Origin of the sequence: Nocardia wallacei, assembly GCF_029868745.1 — a bacterium.
Lineage (GTDB): Bacteria > Actinomycetota > Actinomycetes > Mycobacteriales > Mycobacteriaceae > Nocardia > Nocardia wallacei_B.
In genome coordinates this window covers 15,662-38,278 of the sequence record NZ_JARWOP010000105.1, presented here as the reverse complement: position 1 = coordinate 38,278, position 22,617 = coordinate 15,662, and the positions used below count along the sequence as shown (strand labels likewise).

Sequence of the window (22,617 nt, the reverse complement as noted above, 5' to 3'; positions counted from 1 at the left end):
GACGATGGCCGAAGCTGATCCGCTGCGAGCGGTGTCGTTGCTGATGCTGTTCGGGGAAGCCAGCTTCCACGCGAACCTGCCCATCGAGTGGGCACATGTCGGAGCCATCGCCGAGAGATTGCCGATGTCCGGGGACCACGCCGCCGACACACTGGTGATGCTGTTGCGAGGAGCATGCCGGCGTTGTCGGGATTCTCATCCAGACCACGGTTGGCCTCCACCACGTGCCTGGCCAAGAGGGCAAAGAATGGCTATTTCCCCGCATCGGTCCCGGACTACTGCTGGTCCCGGTCCCGATCGATTGCGGTGGTGTCGTGGTATTCATTGCCGCCCCCAGGGCCGTCCACCGCCCAGTGATCGGCCGGTGGGATCGCCTCCGCTGCGGCCTTGTCGATACGGTCGGGGGCCGTGTCCGAGACCTCCAGCGTACGGTCCTGATCGGCCGCGGTGGCAATCGGGTCGACAACTGTCCCTGTCGGCAACAAGGCTGCGGGTTCGGGAGTTGATTCTTCTGCGGCCGTATCAGGTTCGGGCGACTGCCGATCAGGGATGCCGTCCGGCGTTCGAAGTGCGTTGTGTTCTTCTCGCACCGGCGATGTTCGCACCCGTGCGATGAATTCTCGAACATAGTTCGATACTCCACGGTCCGCCATGAGCGTCTGCCAGTTGTTGAACTGCCGGAAGTAGGTGGATATGGTCTTCCGTGCTTCGGTAGCGATTCTCTCGGCATCGATCAAAGCGTATATGTTATGCGCGTGTAGTTCACCGAATCGGCGGTGTGGATCGGCGAAGACCTCTTTCCAGACCGTTACCGATGCTTTGGCGTTCTGGTCACACAGCGCGGCGGCTCGGGCCACCACGGTTGACCAATCACCGGCGGGGACCCGTCGGAGGGCTTGCTCCAGCGATTTCTGGACGACCATTCCCACTTGCTGCATGAGCGCTGTTCGCCATCGTATGTGTTTGTCGTCCCCGGTGTGCAAGGGTTTGAATGGCGCCACTTCTATCCGGTGTCCACACGCTTGCAGTATTGCGACATAGGCGACGTCTTCGTTGTAGTAATGGGGGATCGGCGCCAGGCGCACACCCTCGTAATCTACGAGTAGGAATGCTCCACTGAGCGGATTTTCTCCGCCCAGTGGTTCTTTTTCTACGACTCCGAAATGTACTGATTTGGATCCGGGACGCCCGAAAAGCCAGGGTTCACTGGTGGACGCGGCAAGCTCGAGTTGGACGTGCTCCACATCATAGATGTCGGGTCTGCCGACATACTCGGCACCCAAGACGATTCCCGGCCGGGGTGGCCCTGCCAGAAGTTCTTTTATCGCTTCCGAGTCGACAGGATGCATTTTTCCCTGGAAAATATCGCCCATCAGCCTGATGTCGTCGTCGAGGAAAAGTATCTTGCTACCCGGGGACGCGTTGACTGCCGCGACGAAATGCGCCAACGCCCTGACACCCGCCGGGTCCCACTCGGGCTTCCCCAGCTCCTTGAATGCGTAATCAGCGAACGGCATCGTATCCGGCGGCCACGGCAGGTCTTGCAGCAACTCACGGCGACGAGATTCGTCGATACAGACCGTATGGAACGGCATGCTCTGCATGGCCGAGCGATTACGAGCTCTGTTGATCCAATCCACCGAGTCGTCATAAACGAAGACGGTATCTATCGCAGGGACCACCGATGCGATATCAGCGAGTAGCTTGCTGAGGCGATCCGGTCGATCTTTGGTGCAAATATGGATAGTGAACGATGGGTCCGCATCCAGAAGCATTTCCGGAATCCCGCGAGCAGCGTCCGGGGTATTCGTGACGGCAGAAACACGCCGAATTGTTGCCATACCGGAGATCGGATTCACCGATTGTGTGGCATTCTCGAGCTGCCCTCGACCGAGCGGAGGTGCCTTCTCTGCGGAGGTGTCCGGTTCGTGGCGGACGATTCGCACCACCGTGGTGGGGAATGGGAGAACGATTTCGACGGTTCGGGACCCGGGATCGCCGGTGACCGTGATGGTGAGTCCGTCGGGCGCAAGTGGAGCCACTTCGGTTGCCAGTGTTTCTGCGAACAGAGGTGCGTCCGGCAACAGTGCGGTCAGCACCGCGAGCGTCTCGTCGGACTCACCGATCGAACCCTCTTTCAGTGCGAGTGTGAATCGCACTCGGGCTGTGGTGGGGGTCTGCTCCGCAGTGGCCGCTAGGGCGAGGTCCCATTCTCCGCCGCGCATGCCAACGAGAAACGTGTGGCCGAAAGAATCGTTTCGGCCGCTGGTTTCGACTGCGATGTCTGTCTTCGCGCATCGTTTGATCAGTTCGCCGACAATGGGCGCGAATCGTTCGGTGTACTCGCGTCCGCCCAGCGCGCCCTCGATCAGGAAGCGTGCCCGACGGTCGACGGCGCCGTTGTCCGTGCCGACGGTGATCGGCACCGTTACCGGGTCGTCCCAGTCGTCGTCCGTGAAGCCGGTGCGGTCGCGCTCGTCATCGGCGATCGGATCGGCGAAATCGAGCAGTATTCGACAGTGCGGATAGTGCTCGGTCAATGAGAGCGGGATTGCGTCCTCGATCGATATCCGGCAGTTCACGCCCGTCAACGCCCGCTGTAGCGCGCTTCGAATCGGCGGCTTCCCCCGTACGCTGTAATCGAGTTGAGCGCGCAATCGGGCAGACCCGTCGGCGTCCTCGCACATCGTCACCACGATCGCCGCGTCGGCCTTACCGTCCGGGCTCGGATGTGCGTCCGCGGCGTCGGCGGCGACGAGTTCGGCTACTCGGATCACCCCATCGATGACTTCCCGAGTCCGGCCGGGACGGTCTCCCCCCGGCAGCCGACGCGCCAGGCTGTCGGCGATGGCGGCCGGGTCCCATGGCTGTTCGCCCGGGCGGAACACCTGCTGCCATCGGAAACCTCGATACTTCACGCGCATGGCGCCGGCGTGATCCTCCGCCTCGCGGAGAGCGTCCTGGGGAGTGTATTCACCATCGGTCTCGAGTTTGTGCGCTATTTGCCTGAGCAGTACGGCGTGGTCACGGCGCATATCGCGATTGCCGAGCACCCAGCCGTCGGGATAGCGATAGCCCTTGCTGGAATCGGGATCGATGAATTCCGCATTTCCACGCAGTCGAGCGGCGAAAGCCTCACCCAGCGTCATGCCGGCGCTGCCCGGTCCTTCGACGCGCATATCGCGATAAACGTGGATCAGCCGCAGCGCTTCGGCCAGGTAATTGGCCCGAGTACCGAGTTTGGCCAGGACGCGGCCGAATGTTCGTGCTTTGTCGAAGCGGCTGGACAGGAGATCTTCGGCCGCCAGCCGGACGCAATCGATCACCGCTTCCGGGGTGGACAGGCTGTGCAAGTCCTCACCGGCGACCCATTGGCCGATGCCTCGTCGAGCCCCCTGGTCGATGAGTCTCCGTTGCTGCTGCACGTTGTCGTTGAACGCGACAGCCTGCGTGCCGACGCCCTCCACGAACGTCGTGGCAAGGACGGCGTCTTCCACCATCCGTGCCTCGTACACATCCAAGCCGTGCGCCATGGTGAGGTGCCGGACCAGCTCCCCCGACCGCTTTTCGTCATGGCCGTCCGGATTGTCTCTTTTCCGGCCTTCGCCGTAGACGCTGTCGCTCCACGCCGCGGCGGCCATGGCCAGCAGAATGTCACCGAGTCTGCCGTTCTGCCGGAGCCCGTTCTCCACAATGCTGCGCAGGCCCGCCGCGATATCGCCGTCGTGGTAGAACGCGGCAACCTGGAATTCACGCAATTCGACCGAACCGTGCAAGTGATTCGACCGCCCGATACGAGGGTCGCCGTAGAGTGTCCGGGCAACATACAAACCCTCGGCGATCAGCCGGATAGCACGCTGGGTGTCCGCAGCGGCGAGGTCCGGCAGACTATTCCCCTCGGCGGCGTAGGTCGAGTGCAGGATGTCGATCACCTCTTCGGCCTCGCGGGCCAGGACCTGTTCCGGCAACCGTGGGCGTGCCGGGTTCAACAAGGCGTCCTTCATCCATCGGGCGGTATCGATATCCGCCGGCAGATCTCGTTCCTGTGTCCACGCCATCACATCCGGCAATCCCGCCACCCGGATGCCCCGTTCCGTCCGCCATGCTCGCTCGCGCAGCGCATCGTGCGACACCAACTCCCGCATCTCGCCACCCGGTTCCGCGCTGCGCCGATCCGGCACAGGCACCAGACCAGGCCATCCCACCGACACCCGCAGATGACCGCACTCGAGGACGGGACTGGCCGCGCTCCGCCGCGGCCAGCGATCCGCAGGAAATCCGCCCACCGACCGCTGACCCTCGTCATGATCGGACGATCGGACAGTCCATGCGGGCAGCCCGGCAATCCGCCGATACAGCCACTCCGGCACCGACCACTCGACAACGGTAGAACGCCCACCCAACGCCGCCGCCGCAGCAGCACGGCCGACGACAACACCGTGCTCCCGCACCGCCTTTCCGAGTTCACCGAATGCGCTCATCTCTTCGGGAGAATCGAGGCCCGGCAGAACCTCAGTTGTGCCCGCGTCCCCGGCACCGAGTCTTTCGTCTCCGGGTGGCTTGGCACCGATCGGGTAATCCGGGCCGGGAACCGAGTCTTCGGATACCGGCCGCGGCGCCTGGACAGGCCGCGTCCCGGCGTCTGGCGGGTTGTCCGCGGAACGGCTATTCACCGTTCTCCTGTCGACTCGGCCGATGGCATCGCGGTTGCTGCCCCGGTCCGACGTGGACCTTGCTGATAGCTGTGCTGCTGACGGATAGTCCGGTGCGAGAATGGCACCGTGCTGCACGCCGACCACCGTCGCCCAGATTCGCCACGGCGTTGTATGAGGCAAGAGGCCGGGACCACGATAACTCACCCTCGTGATTTCACAGATCAGGTTTCGAGGGAACAGGATCTCTCGCTGCCGCGGATATCGACTTTTCCGGCCGATCCAGAGAGCCGGTGTCCCCTTCGGCGCGTCCAGAGTCATATGCGCGACGTACGCACGGGTGGGCATGTCGAAGGTATCGAGCCGTTTCCCCAGGGAAGCCGCCCGGTAACCGGGATACATAAACTGTCTGCCAACCAGCTCGTATGGGCTCGAAACAACCTTCAAAAGGTCCCAGTTCCGAAATCCACATTCAACCCGCAAGCCCTCCGGGAGGGGATTGTTGACGGATTCATCCAGCAGGTGCGTCCGCTGTATGATCTCCTCCGCTGTCGGCCACTTACCGTATGAAACCGTGAGAACCGGCTTCATGGACGCATTCTTCGGGAAGACCCGCGAGAGTTCCCTTGCCGGATTCTCGGAGGAGAGCACCCGAGATACGACTCGAGCCTGGGCCGGAGACAGGTCCGTTCGACCTTCGAGCGCATAGACCTCTTCCAAGGTCGGCACGGCGCCCACGATCAGCCCTCGAACCCGCCACTCGTCGGCTGGGTTCTCGTACCAGTCGTTCAGACGCCTCGCCAGCTCCGCCGGCTCCGGCAGCCCATCAGGACGAAGCAATTCGTTGAACGCGCGCGACCCGACAGTCCACTGTATGGCCACTTCTTGCTGGGCCGGCGAGAGATTTTTGAACATGTAACCAAGGTGCTGCTCACCGTACAGTTCGCCTTCTCGGTCCGTATCGAAACGCCGGATTCCACCAGCAACGTAGCCGAACGGTGAATAGATACGGCCGCCAGTAGTCATCGGCTTCTCGCCTTCGGGTGGCCGGGTACCGATCGGTCCAGCGGGGCCTTCGAGGTCAGCCGCACCCTGTGCGGTGTTCGACTGCTTCAGGTGGTCGAGAGCGTCGGGACGCCTCGATTCCCCGGTCGAATTCGGGCGGCCGACAGGGTCGTTGGTTGTGGGCGTCATCTGCGACCAAGGTGTCGACGGCCGGTGCAAGCCTTCTTCGACTACGGATTCCACGTCGGCGCGTGGTGGACCTCTGATCGCTTGTTGCGACGGGTGCACTGCGTCGAGGGCGCTATCGGAGTCCGCGCTGCGCGCGGCGGATTCCTCGCCCGAGGCAGGGTCGGGACGGGCGTGCGCCTCGATTTCCGCGAGCCGGGCCATCGCCACGTCGTGCCAGTCGGCGCGGCCGAGCCGTTCGAAGTCGGGCCGCAGTTTCTCGGCCCGGTCACGGAACCACTCGAGTTCGGAGCGTGGGACATCGTGAGCGATGAATTCGACGGTGCCGTCGGCCCGTGCTCGCAGGAATCGCTGCGCGAACCGGCTGACCGTCTCGGGCGTAAGGGCCGCGGATTCGAACGCACGGTGGTGATTACTCCAGGCGACCTGGTCGCTACGCTCGACCACTACGCGGTCGGCCGAATCCGGGAAGCCGACCAGCGCGTCGTGCAGACCGAGACCGGTCGATCCGAATCCGGGCCTGCCCAGCTCGACAGGCAGGGCCCAGGATGTCGGCTCGAAGTACAACACGTCGCCGTCCGCGACGACACGGGGCATCGGCACATCGAACGCCCTGCCCAGCAGGGACGACAGCACCGCGGCGTGCCGAGAACGGGAATCGTGCAGTGCCATACGCACATACACGGCACCGTCGTTGTAGGAAACCAATTCGACGTTCCGCACACCGGGAACGCCGCCGCCGAGTGCTCGCACCGTCCGTTCACCGCTCCTGCGGGCGGCTTGGACCTGCTCGGCGAAGGGCTGGACGCCCTGGGCGGCGTCCCATGCCCGGCCGTAGAGATCCTGGTAGGACTCCACATGCGCTTCGACTTCCGGCCGCAGCGCCGCCAGCCCGGCGTCGTTCGCCATCCGATCCAGCACCGGCAGCAACCGGTCGGGAACAGGTTGCCCGGCCCGGACCAGGTCCTCGACCAGGCTCGCCCGTGCCCGGTAGTAGGCGTCGGTGTAGGCACGCATGCCCATCGGCTCCGGAACGTCGTATCCTGCGGCTCGAAGTTGCAGCGCGGCAACGATTTCCATGGCGTGCGCACGAGTTTCCTCATCTATTCGCGCGTCGATATACGCCTCGCGCGGCGAGGTCAGCTGTTCGCGGACGGCCTCGATCGCCTCCCGACCCCGGGCCACCGCGACATGAATCGCCTGGTGTACCAGGTGAGCCATATGGTGTTCGTCCGACATCCCGGCGTCGAGGACCAACCGGCGCCGGACCGGCTTGTAGCCTGCCTCGGCGGGATTCGCTGTCTGCACGATCTCCACGTCGTGCAATACCTCGAGTGCCCATCCGCCGACCTGCGTTGTGCCCAGTTCGGCGCGAATGCGCTCCATACGTTGCCGAGTCGCCCGCTCAGCAAGGTGTAGCGATCTCAACGGCGTCGGTCGCAGCACCGCGGTCGGTGCGATCAACGTCCACACGTGCGGCTCCCCGCCCGGTTGCACCTGCACATGGCAGTACTCGACCTGTGCGCCACGCCTCGCCGCGGCCACACGAGGATCGGCCAGCACGGCCTGGTGTTCTCCCGGCCCGCCGACGATCACCAGCCGCCTCGGTGTGCCCGGCACCAATACCGCGCGGTCCGAAATGCGTTGCGCGCCAGAGGCAGTGCTCGCCATCCGGTCGACGACATCGGCGGCGAGGACATCCTCCATCTCCCTCACCCGATCCCAGCGAATCGACGCATCGAGCCTGCCGTACTCATCGGCCAGGTCGGACAGTTCGCGCCAACGATGCTGCCGACGCCGCAACTCCGGCAGCCGATCCGGTGACCCGGTCGCCAATTCTGCGTCCAGCGCGGCGATTTCGCGCGCCACCCGCGCTCTGGTCACCGACCTGGGCCCTCCGATGACGCCGAGTTCGGCTGCCATCTCGGCCAACCGCCGGGACAGATCGTCTGCCGATACGACGTCGTGGTCGTAACGCAAGGCGGCTCGGCGCATCCGTCTCGCACCCTCCGGCGTGAGATCGTAGCGGCGGGGATGCCTTGCGGCGGTGACCGTTCCGTCCGGCGAACGAGTGTGGCCCGCCTTCTCCCACGCTCGATAGTCATCACGGTAGAACCTGCGGTAGCTGCGACCGTCAGCCCACTCGAAGGTGGCGACTTCCTGTTCGGCCGCCTTCAAAGCCGACGCGTGCGCCTGCTGGTGGACCTGTTCCGGGGTCAGCGCGGCGCTGGTGCGGCGTCTTACTGCCTTGTCATATGCCACGTCGTACGCGGCTTCCGTGACCTGCAGCGGTATGTCGAGCCCGAGCGACCGAAGCTCGGGAGCCAGCTCCGCCATGATACGGAAACACGCGGTCTCCTCCGCGACCCTGGCCCGCACATACTCGTCGACCGACATCGATAACGGATCACGCACCGTGCGATCGTCGACGAAGAACTCGGCGTGCACGACCTCGTGCGCCAAGCTCAGCGCCTGCACCGCATAATCGTTACCGGACGTGAAAACCGTGGCAGCAAGCGCACTGTCGACCCACTCCCCACCGCGATGACCGCCCTCACCCATCAACTCGAAACGCTCCCGCACCGGCATCGACTCCAGCGCCGCCAGCACCCGGCGGCCGACCCCGGTATGCCGCAGCAACTCCTTGACGTGGTCCGGTACCGCGTCCACCGCATGCCCACCGAGCACAGCCCGACCAACGCCGCCGGAATCCGGGCCGACGCGGTGAGATCCACCGCCAGTCGGTGTGAACGCGGGAAGCGAGGGCGGCGGGGAGCGCGAATCGTCCGACAGCGGCCGCTGAACGAGGTCCTTGACCAGCACGCGGGCCTGCTCGGGATCCGGCACTCGAACCCGGCTCCCGTCCTCCCTTTCCACGACGTCGTAGCACTGCACGGTCCCCTGACCCCAATCGACATATCCCAATCTCTCGTACAGGCGTACCGCGCCGGTGTTGCTGGGAAGGACAGCCAGGGCGATCCGATCACGCCCCGCTTCCACACGCGCAAACCGTTCCATGCGCGCGATCAGCTCGCTACCGATATGGCGGCCCCGGAGACCTTCAGCCACTTCCAGATGGTTGATCAACGCGACACCCGGAAGACCGGATCGAATCTCCGGTTCCTCGGCATCCTCGAGCCAGAGATACCCGTGCGCCACCGGCCTGCCGCCATGACGCGCTACGAACAAGACACCGTCTCCCCGGTCCTGGCGAAGCAGGCGGTCCTCGAGAATCCAGGACTCGCCGAAGTGCTCGGACAGGGGCTCGATATCCGCGGGCGTAGCCGCTTCGATCGTGAGGTCGGCGACGGCCTCGCCCTCGGTAGGCGATGCCGCACCGGATTCATCATCCAGTTCGCCGTCAGCCGCCGACACCACAGCTTTTGGCGTCCGCCCGGTTCGGTCGGCTACTCGCAGCGCCCCCGGGATCGTTGCGAGTATGAATTCCAGTTGCATGCCGGCGGTGGAACGCAATGGCCGCCAGACCGGGTTCTGATCATCGCGTTGAAACTGCACCCATTCCAGGAACTTGCTGTTCAGGTCCGTCCTGATCGCTTCCAGATCAGAAATTCCCGGATTAGACAATGATGCCCCGTCGATATGACGTAGCAGTTGTCCGCAATTACGTAGCGTCCACACGTGCACCAAGTGCGGAGAAAAAGGCGAATTCGGATCACTGTGCCATACATCGATATTTCCACGTAGCATTGCCGCGTACGTATCGGCGGAGCGGCTGAACACACTGGGACGACTCTCCGCGTAAAGACGGCCGGTCAATTCATCGAGAATAGAAATACGACGCTTGAGTAGGTCGATAGCCTCCCTCCTGCCGAGCGACGACGGCCGCGTTATCCACTCGGGCACTTCGATCGTCATCGGCAACCCACCGTAATAACCGACAAATGTACCCGAAAAGGCTTCGCCGGGCACACGCCTATTAGCGTGCACGCCGTTTCCGATATTCTCGTACCATGATGGAAGCAAAGCTACATCGATGGGGGCCGATTCGACGGGGATACCGTGCCGCACGGCGATATCGGCAAAAAGATCGGGGATCCGTGGACCTAGTTCACCTATCCAGCCGTCTCCGGAAATACCGAAGTACAGGAAAGCGCCACCCGAATCGATATTGTGCAGCGACGGCGACAGGAGAAGCGGACGCAACGCCTTGATCACGCCCATCTGAGCCAGCGTCTCCGGCAACGGAACCTCCGAGTTCAATCGCATTCCCGGCACCGGCACCGCCGAGAGGAAACTCCATTCGGGATGTCGAACCGGACGGGCGATGCCGGTGTAGTACTTCGCCAGATCGACCGGTCCGACCGTCCGAGCCGGTGGCGCGTTCATCACCGCAGTGTCAGGATCGGAACACACGATGAAGTGATACGACACCTCGGACCGCAGACCCGGCTCCGTCAGGACGTGCTGGGCGATCGCCAGCGCGGTCGCGCGACCTACCGACTCCATCGGGTGCGGATCGACAACCAGCAAGACATTGCGCGGACCGCCGTATACCGACAGCAACTCCATCGGCCGACCTTCGCGAGTACGCCCGATCTCACTGAACCTGGCCACATCGTCGGGATACCGGTCGGCGAGATCACGCAACCGCCGCCGCAATTCCTCATACGTGGGCGAAGTATCACCCACATGCTCATCGATCAACCGCGCGCCGTCGACCCTCCACACCGAATCGACCACATCGTCCCCGGCGCGCGGCTTCGCATTCGGCGTGTGCTGGTCCACGGCCGTCCACGGTGTCGGCAGCGGCCCCGAGTGCCGACGGCCGGGATTCGAATCGTCCCTCCGGGTACCTATCGGCGCATCGGGCCTGCTTTCGTCGCCGGGCCCGCGACCCTCGTCCGCAGCCGATTCGATCGAGATGTCCGGCCGAGAATCGGAGGACACCTGCCCCGGCGAGCCGATCGCGACGGAGCCCGGCCGTTCCGGACGTTCGACCCGAGCATCCACCGCAGACCCCACTCGAGACCACGGCGTCGACGCCCCTTGCGGCACTTCCGTTTCCACAGACTGCGTATGGTCACGCTGCGAGGTCACGGGCTCGGGCGTAGACGCATCGGCACGGGCCGCTCGCGCCATGGGGACGAGTGCGAACAGGAATTCCAGTTGCATACCGGCGGTGGACCGCAATGGCCGCCACACCGGGTTCTGGTCATCGCGCTGGAACTGAACCCAGTCGAGGAAATGCCTGTTCACATCCTCCCGCAGCAACCGCAACTCGCCGTGGTCAGGGTGGGAAAGCAGCGCCTCGTCGATATGTCGCAGCAAACCACCCATACGACGCACGGACGACCGGTGCACAATCCCGGGTTCGAATACCTTGTCCGGATCACGCCGCAGAGCCTCGGCTTGATCCCGCGCATACCGGGCTCCACTCTCGGCGGCGCGGCTGAATGTGCTCGGGGCAATATCCGGCGGTAAGCGCCGGAGCAGTTCCTCGAGTACCTCGGCGCGTTGCTCCAGCAAATCGATGGCCTCAGACCTGGTCACACTCGACGGCCGAGTCTCCCACTCCGGCACTTCGATCGTGACCGGCAAACCACCGTAATATCCGGCAAATGTGCCTGAAAAGGCTTGGCCGTGTACCCGCCTATTGGCATACACGCCGTTGCCGATCTTCTCGAACCACGATGAGAGCTCAGCGACATCGCCGGGGATCGACTCCACTGGGATATCGTGCCGCACGGCGATATCGGCAAGAAGGTCCGGGATCTGCGGGCCTAGTTCACCTATCCAGCCGTCTCCGGAAATACCGAAGAACAGATGAACGCCACCCGAGTCGATATTGTGCAGCGACGACGAAATAAGAAGCGAGCGCAGAGACTTGATCACGCCCATCTGAGCTAATGTCTCCGGCAACGGAACCGCCGAATTGAATCGCATCCCCAGCTGTGGCGCCGCCGACGGAAATCTCCATTCGGGTTGGTCGATAACCGCAGCACGATGGATTCCGGTGTGATAAGAGGCGAGATCTACCGGTCCGTCCGCCCGGGCGGGTGGCGCGTTCAGTACCGCACTGTCGGGATCCGAGCTCACGACAATGTGCAGGGAATACACTGCGCGCAGATCGGAACGCGAACAGAAATGCTCGGCGAACGCCAACGCCGTCGCGCGGCCCACCGGCTCCATCGGATGCGGATCGACAATGAGCAAGATGTTGTGCGGGCCACCTTCTATCGACAACAACTCCATCGGCCGGTCTTCCCGCGAACGGCCGATCTCCCTGAAGAATGCCTCTTCCGGGTACCGATCAACCAGTTCACGCAACCGCATCCGCAACTGTTCATAACTCGGCGGGGTATCGCCCACATACCTGTCGATCAACTCGGCCGTATCCACCCGCCATCCCGACACCGGCTCGTCCGCAAGGATCCCGCCTCGGCTCGAGGCATCGGCCCCCCGGTCGCCGTCCGCAGCCTCCGGCAGTTCGTCTTCGTTCTCCGGCGGCCGGGCGCCGATCGGATACTCGGGTCCGTCGAATGGGCCATCGGTTCTGCTGGAATGTTTCAGCAGTGCGAGATCGGTGCGTAGTTGCTGCTCCGCTGTTTCGCGCAAACTCGGCACCAGTCGATCCAGGAAACGACGTTGCAGATCCAGCAGGGCATATGCCCGCAGTTCGTCGGTCGACCAGTCGTCCAACCCCATAAGGAACGGCCGAACCGACTTGGTGGCAGCGTCGATCATGGCGGGCAGGGTCTGCAGATTCTCCGGCAAGAGTGCGGTGCCGACATACTCCCGCACGCCGCCCACGAATTCTTCGAGGCTCCCGTGTGGTGGTGGCGATGCCGGGTAGCGCGCATCGACGGCACCGGCCAGTGCCCTGCGAATCTCGTCGCAGCGGTGCAGCAACATTCGGCAGGTCGCCGCGTCGACGCCAGGCAGGACGGTCTTCGCGTACTCCATGCGGAACTCCGCCAGGATGGCATCCTCGAAGGAATCGGCGCCTATCGCCGTGCGCCACAGGCCGATCACGGTCGCCAACTGCTTCAGGACATCGTCGCCGGGCCGAACGGCCGATTCCCCTCCAGTGAGTTCGTCGGCCGCGGTCAGCAACCGATGCAGGTGCAGCCATCGGCTGCCGATCGCATGCTGCTGGGGCGTGGCGAGCGTATCGGAGTCCAGTTGCGCGACAGCTTGTTCCGCTTCCTGGGGTGTCAGAATCGAGTCGGGATCGGCGGTGAGGCGGGGATCGCCCGCGCTTCGCCGCAGCCGGCTGAATTCGCCAAGGTAAGCGTCGCAGTGTTCGTCCAACCGGTGCCGTTCGGCAGCATCGGGCATCGCAGAGGCCGGATCGACACCGACCAGCCCTGCGGAGAGGAACATCTGCGCGCGCAGAGAATCATCCCGACTGCCGGGTTCCTCTGGCGGCCTGCTGCCGATTTGGCCTCCGGGCGCGAATTTCTCGGAACCCGCGCCGATGTGTCCGTCCAGACCTGTTTCCGTACTGTCGGCGAGGGTCGTGCTGGCGTCGACGGCGTCGTCCGGGTTCTCGTGGGATTCGAGCGGCGCGTGTGTGTCTTCGGGTGGGCTGTGACCCGTCGGTCCAATTTCGTCCAGCCGGACTTGCAACGAAGCACCATCATGGGGCTGTCTTGGCTGGTGAGGTATTTGCTCGCTCTGGTTGGTGGCGATCAGCCCAGCGTAACGCAGCGAGTCCACCTGTTCCCCGGTATCGGGGTCGGCCTCGTTGAAATAGTAGCCATGGGCTGGAAACCTCTTATTGAAGGGGTAGCGGTCGGGAAATTGTATCGGCAGGATCGTGGCCCCGAAATCTTTGCCGTCTGTGCGGTACGCAGGTATGTAGGTTGGACCGACTCCCATCCCTGATTTCTTCGTGACCGCGATTTTGTAGAATCTGCCGTAATGGTCGTCGGCGGTGGCGCCGAAAGTCGGTACCGGATCACTGGGCGAATACATCGCAATGGTATCGATTCCGGTTTGGGACACATGTTCGTTGTCTCCGGTGGCTGGCACCCCATACATGATGTGTTTGGCCACAATTCCGCTCAGCTCGGCATCTCGCATGGCGAAGTTCGCGGTGACGCCACCGTAACTGTGGCTGTGCACAGTGAAGTAGGGCATAGCCGAGCCCCCGCTCTCGGCGATGGCGGCACGTTTGGCATGCCAGGCCACCAGGTCACGGCGTACGATCTGTCCGGCGGATTTCGCGATATCGGTCCGCACGGTTTCCAGTACCGCCCGCTTTCCGCTGGGCGCGTCATGTCCCAGCCGCAGTCGCACCGCGACCTCGACGCCCGGCCTTGCGCCGACCATGGACTCATACAGATTGCGCGCCATCGCCACCAGCCGGGGCAGGGTCTGAGCATCCGACATCATGCCCGGGATGAGGTCGGCCACATAGTCGGCGGTATCGGTGTCGCCGAAGTGGACGATCGCCTTACCGTCGTTGTCGAATGCTGCCGCGTCCCAATCCGTCACACATACCGGTGGCTGCTCGATACCGGGACGTACCGCGGTGGCGACGCCCAACGCTTCTTCCATGCCCAAGACGTTGCGCAGCTGTCGGACCTCGGCTTCGGTCCAGCGGGGTCGATCGTCAGCCGCGGGTACCAGCCGGGCTCGGTCCTGTTCCAGCTGCCGGGCACAGGCCAGACCTTGGGCGCGCAGGGGCAGGCCCGGAAGCCCGCTCATCTGTGCGGGATACCGCCGGAGAAGGGCGCACTGGGTCGGTGACAGTTCGCCGGGACGGGCGGGATCACCCAGCGAGTTCCACCAGTGGTAGTTCGCGGTGGCCAACTCGGCCGCCCGGGTCCAATCATCGGGCAGACCCTGGTGGCAGAGATCGTCGATGGTGACATCGGATCCCCGCATCGACAGCGCTTCCTGGACCAGAGCACGGTCATCGGCACCCGGGTGTTCCGGGATATCCGCTGTGGAGGGCTTGTACAGCCGCACCCGTCGTCCGGCCTCCGGATCGCCCTGCACTGTCCGCATCGGCGCCGTCTGGACATCGTCGCCTCGTCCCGCCGATATCAGGCCGATCGCGGTCAGACCTTCGGTGAACGTGCGGGCATGGGGATTGGCGAACCAGTAACACTGGTCGCGTACCGGAGCGTCCACACTGAACGGATGGGCTGGATAGTCCAGCAATTCGAGGACTCGTCTCGCGATGGGATGCGCCTCTTGAAACGCGCGTTCCACCGGAATCTCCGCGCGGACCCGAGTCACCTGCGGACCCTCGACCGGGTCAGAGCCGACTGGACGCACCGGAGTAAAACGGGAAGGGCTCAACGCATAAACCTTGACATCCGGTCCGTAGTCGGTGACCGACCCTTGACCTTCCGAATGCAGATGGACCAGGTTGGTGATAATCCCGTTCAACCGCTGCCCGGCGGCGGCTTCGCTCAGCGCGGTTGCCGCCGAACCGAATCCGTATGCGTCCAGTTGACACAGTGTCGGCGTGTTGGGCTCATTCCGCACCATGCTGAACTCAGCGAGGAAACGAGCAAGGTATCCACCACTACGCTGTGCCGGTTGCAGCCGGATCCGTCGCATCCGCGGCAGGACGGCGGGTAGATCGTGATCGAGGTACATGATGGCCGAAGCGTTGTGGGCGCCGGCCCTGAGCGTGGACTCGTAGGCGTTGCGCACCGCGACGACCGGGTCCGCGGGGACGTCCGGGGCACCACTGAAGAAGTGACAGGCCACCCGTTCGGTGACATCAGGATTGTCGAAAGCAAGAATCGTCCGGCCGCCGTTCCGCCCGAGCGGAGTATCCAGCAGATACACCACAGGCCCGCCCCCGGGAACAGCACCGGCTCGCCGGTCCGCCTCCTGCAGCCTGACACGCTCCGCCCAAAGCCTGCCCAGCGCACCATAGCCACTCAGCGCCGCCGGATCTATTTCCGCCGTCGTCAAACCGGCCCGGGCGACAGCTGATTCGAGCGAGCGGCGCAGAGCGAGCCGCAGGGCGATATCCCGTATCCGCACGGGAACACCAGCAAGACGGCCGATCACCTCCGGATACACGACAACGACCGCGCGCTGCTCCGCATCCGCGAGCGACCGCCAGCAGCGTTCGACAGCAACGGGATCCGTGCCAGCGATTGCGGGATCGGCTGCCGAGACGTCGCCCGGTCCCGCCGAATCGGCCTCCACACCGCGAGACGCCAGCAGTTTCTGCAAGGCAGCTACTGCCAGTGGGGGATCACCCGGTTGTGCCGCAATGTCCGCGACCAGGCCGTCGGATCCCCGCACGAACTCCTCGATCTCCGCTGAAACGACCGTCTCGTCACTGGACGACACCCCGTCGGTGTCGTCGGGCACGTCTGATTCAGGGCCAGTCGGCGCGGCGCGCAACTCCTCAACTCCGGCAAGCACATCGGCGGGCAGTGCGGCCGTCCCAGGCCGGATCTCCTCGCCGGACGCTCCACGCTCATCCGCCGACATATGGCCATCGGTGGACTCTGTCTGGCGAATGGAATTCGCTGTGGGGGTATCAGCTTTCACATCGCTGGCAGCCCATTCGATCCAGCCCGACGGAAGACCGGCAGTCGCCAGTGCCAGCCCTGATCCCGTGATAATGCCCGGCCATGCCTCGCCGGTGATCTTTCCCCTTTTTCGGATCTCCTGCAAGCGCTCGAGCGCACCGTGTATCGCCTTGTCGCGGAGACCGGCATCCAGCCAGGCCGCGCGTAGCATGTCCGTATCGATGGCACGAATACTTTTCAGGATCTCGGCACTGAGTCCGACGCTCCGGAACGCCGTCACGAAGTCGGAGAGGATTCCGAAACGCGAGTCCGGCGATTCCGGGAACGTAAAGGAGTGATCGATCGCGACGACTCCACCATCAATACCTGTGAGGTAATTACGAAAATGACGATCGGTATTTCCGATGACGTAGTCGATCACCGCCATCTGCTCGAGATGCAGCCGCGGGTAACGGAGGGTATCTTCTACGAGTTTTACCTTTTCATCCCTGGACAGGGTGCGCCATCCAGGGTGGTGCTCGAGTACCCTCGCCAAATGGCTGGGGCCCGCGGCCACCATCAGCTGATTGGAAGCCGGGCCGAAAGGACTGTCGGCGATGCCGGTGGGCGGTACCCGCCCGAATCCTGCGGCTTCATCGAATCGATATGTGGCGACCTCACGGGCGGCAAGCTGCCCGCCGCCTCGCGGAATCCCATAACGTAGGCGCGTCGGTCCGCGACTATCCAAATTTGCTCGGATCTCCGGCCGCCATATGGCCTCGGACTTTGCCGGGAACAGCTGGATGTTTTCGAGGTAAATCGGCTTGAGCACCGAGGTTTTACCCGAAGCCGTCCGTGCGCGATACGTCGCCGTAGCGCCCCCGCCCAACGGCTCCGGCTTGCCCGGTGCCAGCGTTTCCATCGCCCGTTCGGCTTCGCTCGGCCGGAACGCGGGCCCATCGCCTGCGATCGCGCCGGCCGGGCCGGTGACTTCTGGCGGATCGCTGTCCTCGGGTGGGCGGTGGCCTGCGAGCGCGAATTGGTCCCTGGATTCGGGTTGTGCCGATGCGGAGCGCGGCACCGAGACCGGAGGGGGGACGTCCGAGTGCTGTGGCGCGAAAGCATTCGAGTTCGGCGGTTCGGAATCGCGGTCGACAGCTATGCCTTCGCTGGTGAATTTGAGGATCCAGGCCCGGCTACCCTTTTGACCGAGTCGCTGGAATCGATCCTCTTGCTCTTTCTTCCAGTCGTGAAAACGGACAGCCTTCTTCAGGAGTGCGTCCGGGCCGGAAAGATCCTCGGGCAGCGTGGCCGAGCGGGTATTACCGGCATTGATGTCCAGTACGACCAGGTCCGGTTGGTCGGGCCGGTCGCTTCTGTTGTGCAGTAACCGCAAATGGGATCGGACTATCCCGTCGTACTCTCGGTCGGGGTTCTGGTCCGGTAGCTTCGGCAGGTCCGACATCGCGTGCCGCAGATCGGTGTACTCGGTGGCGGTGCGCACTCGCGCTATGCGCTGGCGGTAGTCGGTGAGGTGGAGGCGTCCGGCGTCGAGGTGGCGGGTCAGCTGTTCGGCTGCCCGCCTACGGTCGGTGTCGGTGACATGGGTGTCCATCCATTCGTCGACGAGCCAGATTGCGCTTCTCGGTCGATTCTCGAGCCACTCGGCGGCCTTGTCCAGGCTGTCGATTTTCTCGAAGGAGCCTCCGCCGGAGGCGAACTGGACGTCGGCGCTGCCGTGGCCTGCCAGCGGTGTGTGTTCCGGCATTCGGTACGAGTGCTGATTGTCCGGGTAGAGCACTCGCATCATCGTCACGGCGTTGTTCACGCAGCCGTTCGGGGTCCGCTGGTGGATGCTGACGACGAGGTCGAGCAGGGCGGTGAGAGCGAGATAGTTGGATGCTGCGGCGAGCACGTGCTCGGCGGGCGGCTCGGTGGTGGTGGAGGTCTGCGAGAGTTGCGCGACCGCGTCGGCGATCACCGCGCGGGCGATGGCGGCATCGACCTCGGCGGGTGGCCGTGGCAGTGTCTCCAACGCATCAGCGAGCTCTCGACGGGCCTGGTCCACCTTTGTTCCGACCTCGCGTATACCTTCCGCACCTGCGACCTGATCGGGCCGCAGGCCGAGCTCGTCGGCCAGACGATTCCGCCGATCCTCGAGGTGGTGCAGCGCTTGTTCGTCGGAAAGGGTCACATCGCGGACCACCGCGGCGGGTGCCGGGTGGTCGAGGTGCTGGTTCAGCGTTTCCGCGGCGGCGGGTGGGAGACCTGCTTGCAGCCGGTCGAGGGCCTGCGCGGCCGCCGTTGTGCTTGCTTGTTCCAGCGGCCGGCTCAGCGGATCGTCGTCTAGGTCCTCGTCCTGGTCGTCGCCGATCGGGGTCGCGATGGCACCCGGGATCGTCGGGGGGATCCCCAGCCACCCGGCGAGCCGCGCGAATCGATCCCCCGGATGTTCCGGGCCGACAGTGTCGGTGGCGCTGTGGGTTCCGGGTGTCGGCAGGGCGGAGTGCACCGGTTCGGCGGCGAAGGTGCCGTCCATGGCCGGGCCGGGTGCGACCGCCTGGACAGGTGCGGCGGCGTGGGGAGGGATGTTGGTGTGAGGAGCGACGTTGGTGTGCCGGGTGCGGCCGGAGCTCAGAAGGTGGTGTTCGACCGCGCGCATCTGGGCCGGTGCCGCGTCTTCCCGCAGGACGCGCTCGGCCGCCGCGACAGCCTGGTTTGCCTGGTCGAGTGCGGCGCGGCTGTCGGGAGTGTTCTCGACCGCGTGCGTGGCGGCCGCGTCGCGTTGGGCGGTGACGGCGTCGGTGAACATGACGACCTGGTCGGTGACGCCGTGGTTGGCGACGGTGCCGTGGTAGTCCTCGGGCGAGAGGTACTGCATGAAGGTACCCGGTGTGCCGCCTTCTTCGCGGTCGGTGGTCGTGCCGCCGCGGGACGCGCGGCCGACGCCCTGCTCGAACGCCCGTTCACCCCGTGACGGTCCACCGTCCATCCGGGCCAGGGTTCCGCCCAGCGCGATCGATTCCGGTGTGGGTTCCCAGTCGGTGCCGCGCAGATATTCCTTGTTGACGAACGCGACGGTGCCCGGCGCCCCCCACTCGTTCTTGATCTGATCGTTGGCCCACCGTTTCGCCGCCTCGCCGGTGCCGTGCTCGTCGGAGGTGCGGGCGTCGAGCACCAGATACTCGACTCCGGCCCCGTCCGCGACCTCCAGCCCGTGGACCGAATCGAATCGCTCGGCGACGCCGTAATGGACGGCGGCCGCGTCGAGCATGGACCGGACCACCTCGACCGGCGGCGCTTGCGCGATCCGCTGCCGCAGCGCCGCCACCTCACCGGGCGAGGCGCCGGCACGCTCGAACGCCTCGAGCATCGGATACGCCCGCGACAACGCCCGCACATGGTCGTGGGTGATCTGATCGACCCAGTCGACCAAGCCCTTCTCGTGGTCGAACTTGTCCCGCCACCCGCGCAGCCGGATCTTTTCCCCGTTCTCGGCTTCGCGAACATCGTCACCGCGGATGTTGCGGTTGTCCATGTGCTCGTTGAGCTGCGGGCGTCCGTGCTGCTCGACCCCGACGATCACACCGTTGTCGTCGAGGATCGGTGTCAGCGTCAGCTCGCCGACCACGTCGCGGGCCATCTGCGCGAGCTTGCCGTGCCGGGTGTCGTCGTTGAGTGGGTAGTGCCGTTCCAGTTGCGACACGTAGTAGGGCGGATTCTGCGCCACGCCCGCGATACCGTAGCGGTCGTACAGTTCGGCTTCGACGATCTTGAGCGTGCCGGAATATCCCGTCGGCCGCCCCAGATAGCTACTGCCGATGAGCTGATCCACCGAGATGTACAGGGCCTCCTCCGGCAGGTTGGCCCGCACCGGCACCCCCTCCTTGAGGTCCATGAACTGGCCCACCAGCCCCTGGGTCCGGGTTTCGGTCCCCTCCTCCCGATTCGCCTGCAACTGATCGTTGGTGTCCGACGCCAACAGCAGGACCTTCCCCCGGCCCGCGCGGGCGTCACCGCGGCCTTCGACGGCAGCGCCGGCAGCGTCCACACCGCCCGGATCGGCCCCGCGCGGCCCGATATCACCACGGCTTTCGATGTAGTCGCTGTTACGCACCCGCGCCCACTCGGCCAGCGCCGCACTGGTGTACATCTCGGCATCGGCCACCGTCACCGGTTCCCCGCCCACCCGGTTGAGCTTGGCGATCGCTTCCGGGGTGAGCACCGCCCGCCAGAACCCGCGAGTGCCCTCGGGCCTGCCGAAGTCCCGCGCGGTCAACCCGTCGGGCAGCCCCTGCGCGGCCTTGAACCGCTGCCAGACCTCCGCCAGCCGCGCCACCGTCTCGGGATCCTCGTCCCCACCGGCGCCGGGCGACAGCACGGCCTCGCGGCCGTCGACCACCGTGTCCATCTCATCGAGCGTGTGGACCTTGTCCCCCCGCCCGCCGGGCAGCGGCTCGAACCGCTCGTCCAGACCGTAGTGCTCCGCCGCCTCGTCCAGCGCGTCTGTGATCTCGTCGAGCGACAGCCGTTTTTCCCGCAATCGGGGGAACAACCGCTCCCGCAACGCCGTGATCGCCTCGTCCGGCGCGCCCGCCGCGTTCAGGCGATCGAGGAACGCCTTGCCCCGGCGCAGCACCAGGAACTCGGCGTTCTCCGGTGTGCCGACGAACATCTGCCCGCGCCCCGGGGTCGCCGCCGGGAAATCTCCGTCCTGGGTCATGTCTGCCAGCCGGTAGGTGTCCACCGGCAGCTCTCCATGCTCGGACCTGGTGACCTGCTGTACCGACGCGATCGTTTCCAGCACCAACGAATCGCTGCTCGTCCATACGTTGGCGACACCGTGCTGGATGGCGTCATCGATCGTTTTCACGGTGGTCAGCAACGTCTTGCCCTCACCGGTCTTCATATCCGCCAGCTCCAGCCCCCACGCGATACGCTGCGTCACCCGCATGTCCTTACCGGTGGTGAGCTCGGCCCACTTCCGCATCGCCAGATAACGCTCCGCGCGCGTCCCCTCCACAATCCCCCGCAGCAACGCCTCCGGCGACACCGCCACCGCCACCGGATCCGACGAATCCCCCTCGTACAGCATCTCCTCGTAATAGTCGGTCGCCAACTCGTCGGTCGCCATCATCGCCCGCAGGCGCTTGTCCGACGCGGCACCGAACGCCGTATCACGATCGGCCACCCCCGCCTCGTACGCCGCGATATCCGCCCTCCCCGCCTCCGACGCCGCCCGGAACCGCTCATCGATCGCCCGCACCCCCTCCGACATCAGACCCTCCCGCGCCGACCGATACACGCGCGCGCACCGCCGCAACTCCTCCTCCGCCGCCCGCAGCTTCGCCTTCGCCACCCCCTCGTGCTCGGCCAGCGCCCGCCGCCAGTACTGCTCCCGCGCGGCCACCTCGGACCGGAAAGCCCTTCTCCCCCACCGCGATACCACTTCATTACGGGCGGTCTCGGCCGCCCTCAACTCGGTGGCGTGCTCCCCCGGCAGAGCCCGCAACAACGCCTCCCGCTCCGCCATCGCCCCCCGCAACCGATCCCTGGCCCGCTCGACACCGCGCTCCAGCCGAGCGATGTGCGCGGTCTCCGGCTCCGTCCCCCGCACGTAGTCCCGGTACTTCTGCTTGCTCTGCTCCACCGCGGCCCCCGCCGCCTCGACCTTCTCCTGAACCGACCGGATGCTCTCCTCCACATGACCGCGCACACTCGCCTCGTAGACGGTGACCGCCGCCTCGTGCGCATCACGACTCGCCGCCCACTCCGCACGCGCCGCCACCACCGCCTCACGGCCCGCTCGCATCCGCTCACCGGTCTCCGCCTCGACCCGCAACCGCTGTTCATCGGCCGCCGCGATCGCGGCCTCCTCCTCCGCCCGTCGCGCCTCGAACCGCTCCTCCACCGCCTCACCGACCGCAGCCTCATACGACGACTGCGCGGCCTCCACCTCACGCCGAGCGATCTCCGAATCGAGCGCCGTCCCGCTCTCTTCCACCCCTGCCAACGCCCGATCCAGCTGCTTGCGAGCATCGATCACCCGCTGGTCGTCGACAGCCACTCGGTCGGCCAGCTCCGCCCGCAGCCTCGCCTCGCGCGTCTCGGTCACCGAGGACGCGGTACCAGCACCGGCCGAACGAACATCAGCCGAAACCGCGGGGTGTTCGTGCTTCGCCGTCCGCACGACGTCCGAACCGCCGTGCTCACGCGTCACAGCCCGAGTGGCAGCCCCCGAGCCTCCGTTATCCCCCGCCATACCCAGCGATTCGACGCCGCCAGGCTGCCCACCCGTATCGACGCGGACCGGAAGCCGGTCC

At 65.1% G+C, this 22,617-nt stretch carries 1 protein-coding gene; it reads right to left on the bottom strand.

Annotated features, from left to right (window positions below; genetic code table 11):
- Positions 1 to 275 precede the first annotated feature (275 nt).
- A complete protein-coding gene (locus QH470_RS08060; protein WP_280271643.1) occupies positions 276 to 21,431 on the bottom strand; it encodes a GNAT family N-acetyltransferase in 21,156 nt (7,051 codons plus the stop codon).
- Between the last annotated feature and the right edge of the window lie 1,186 nt (positions 21,432 to 22,617).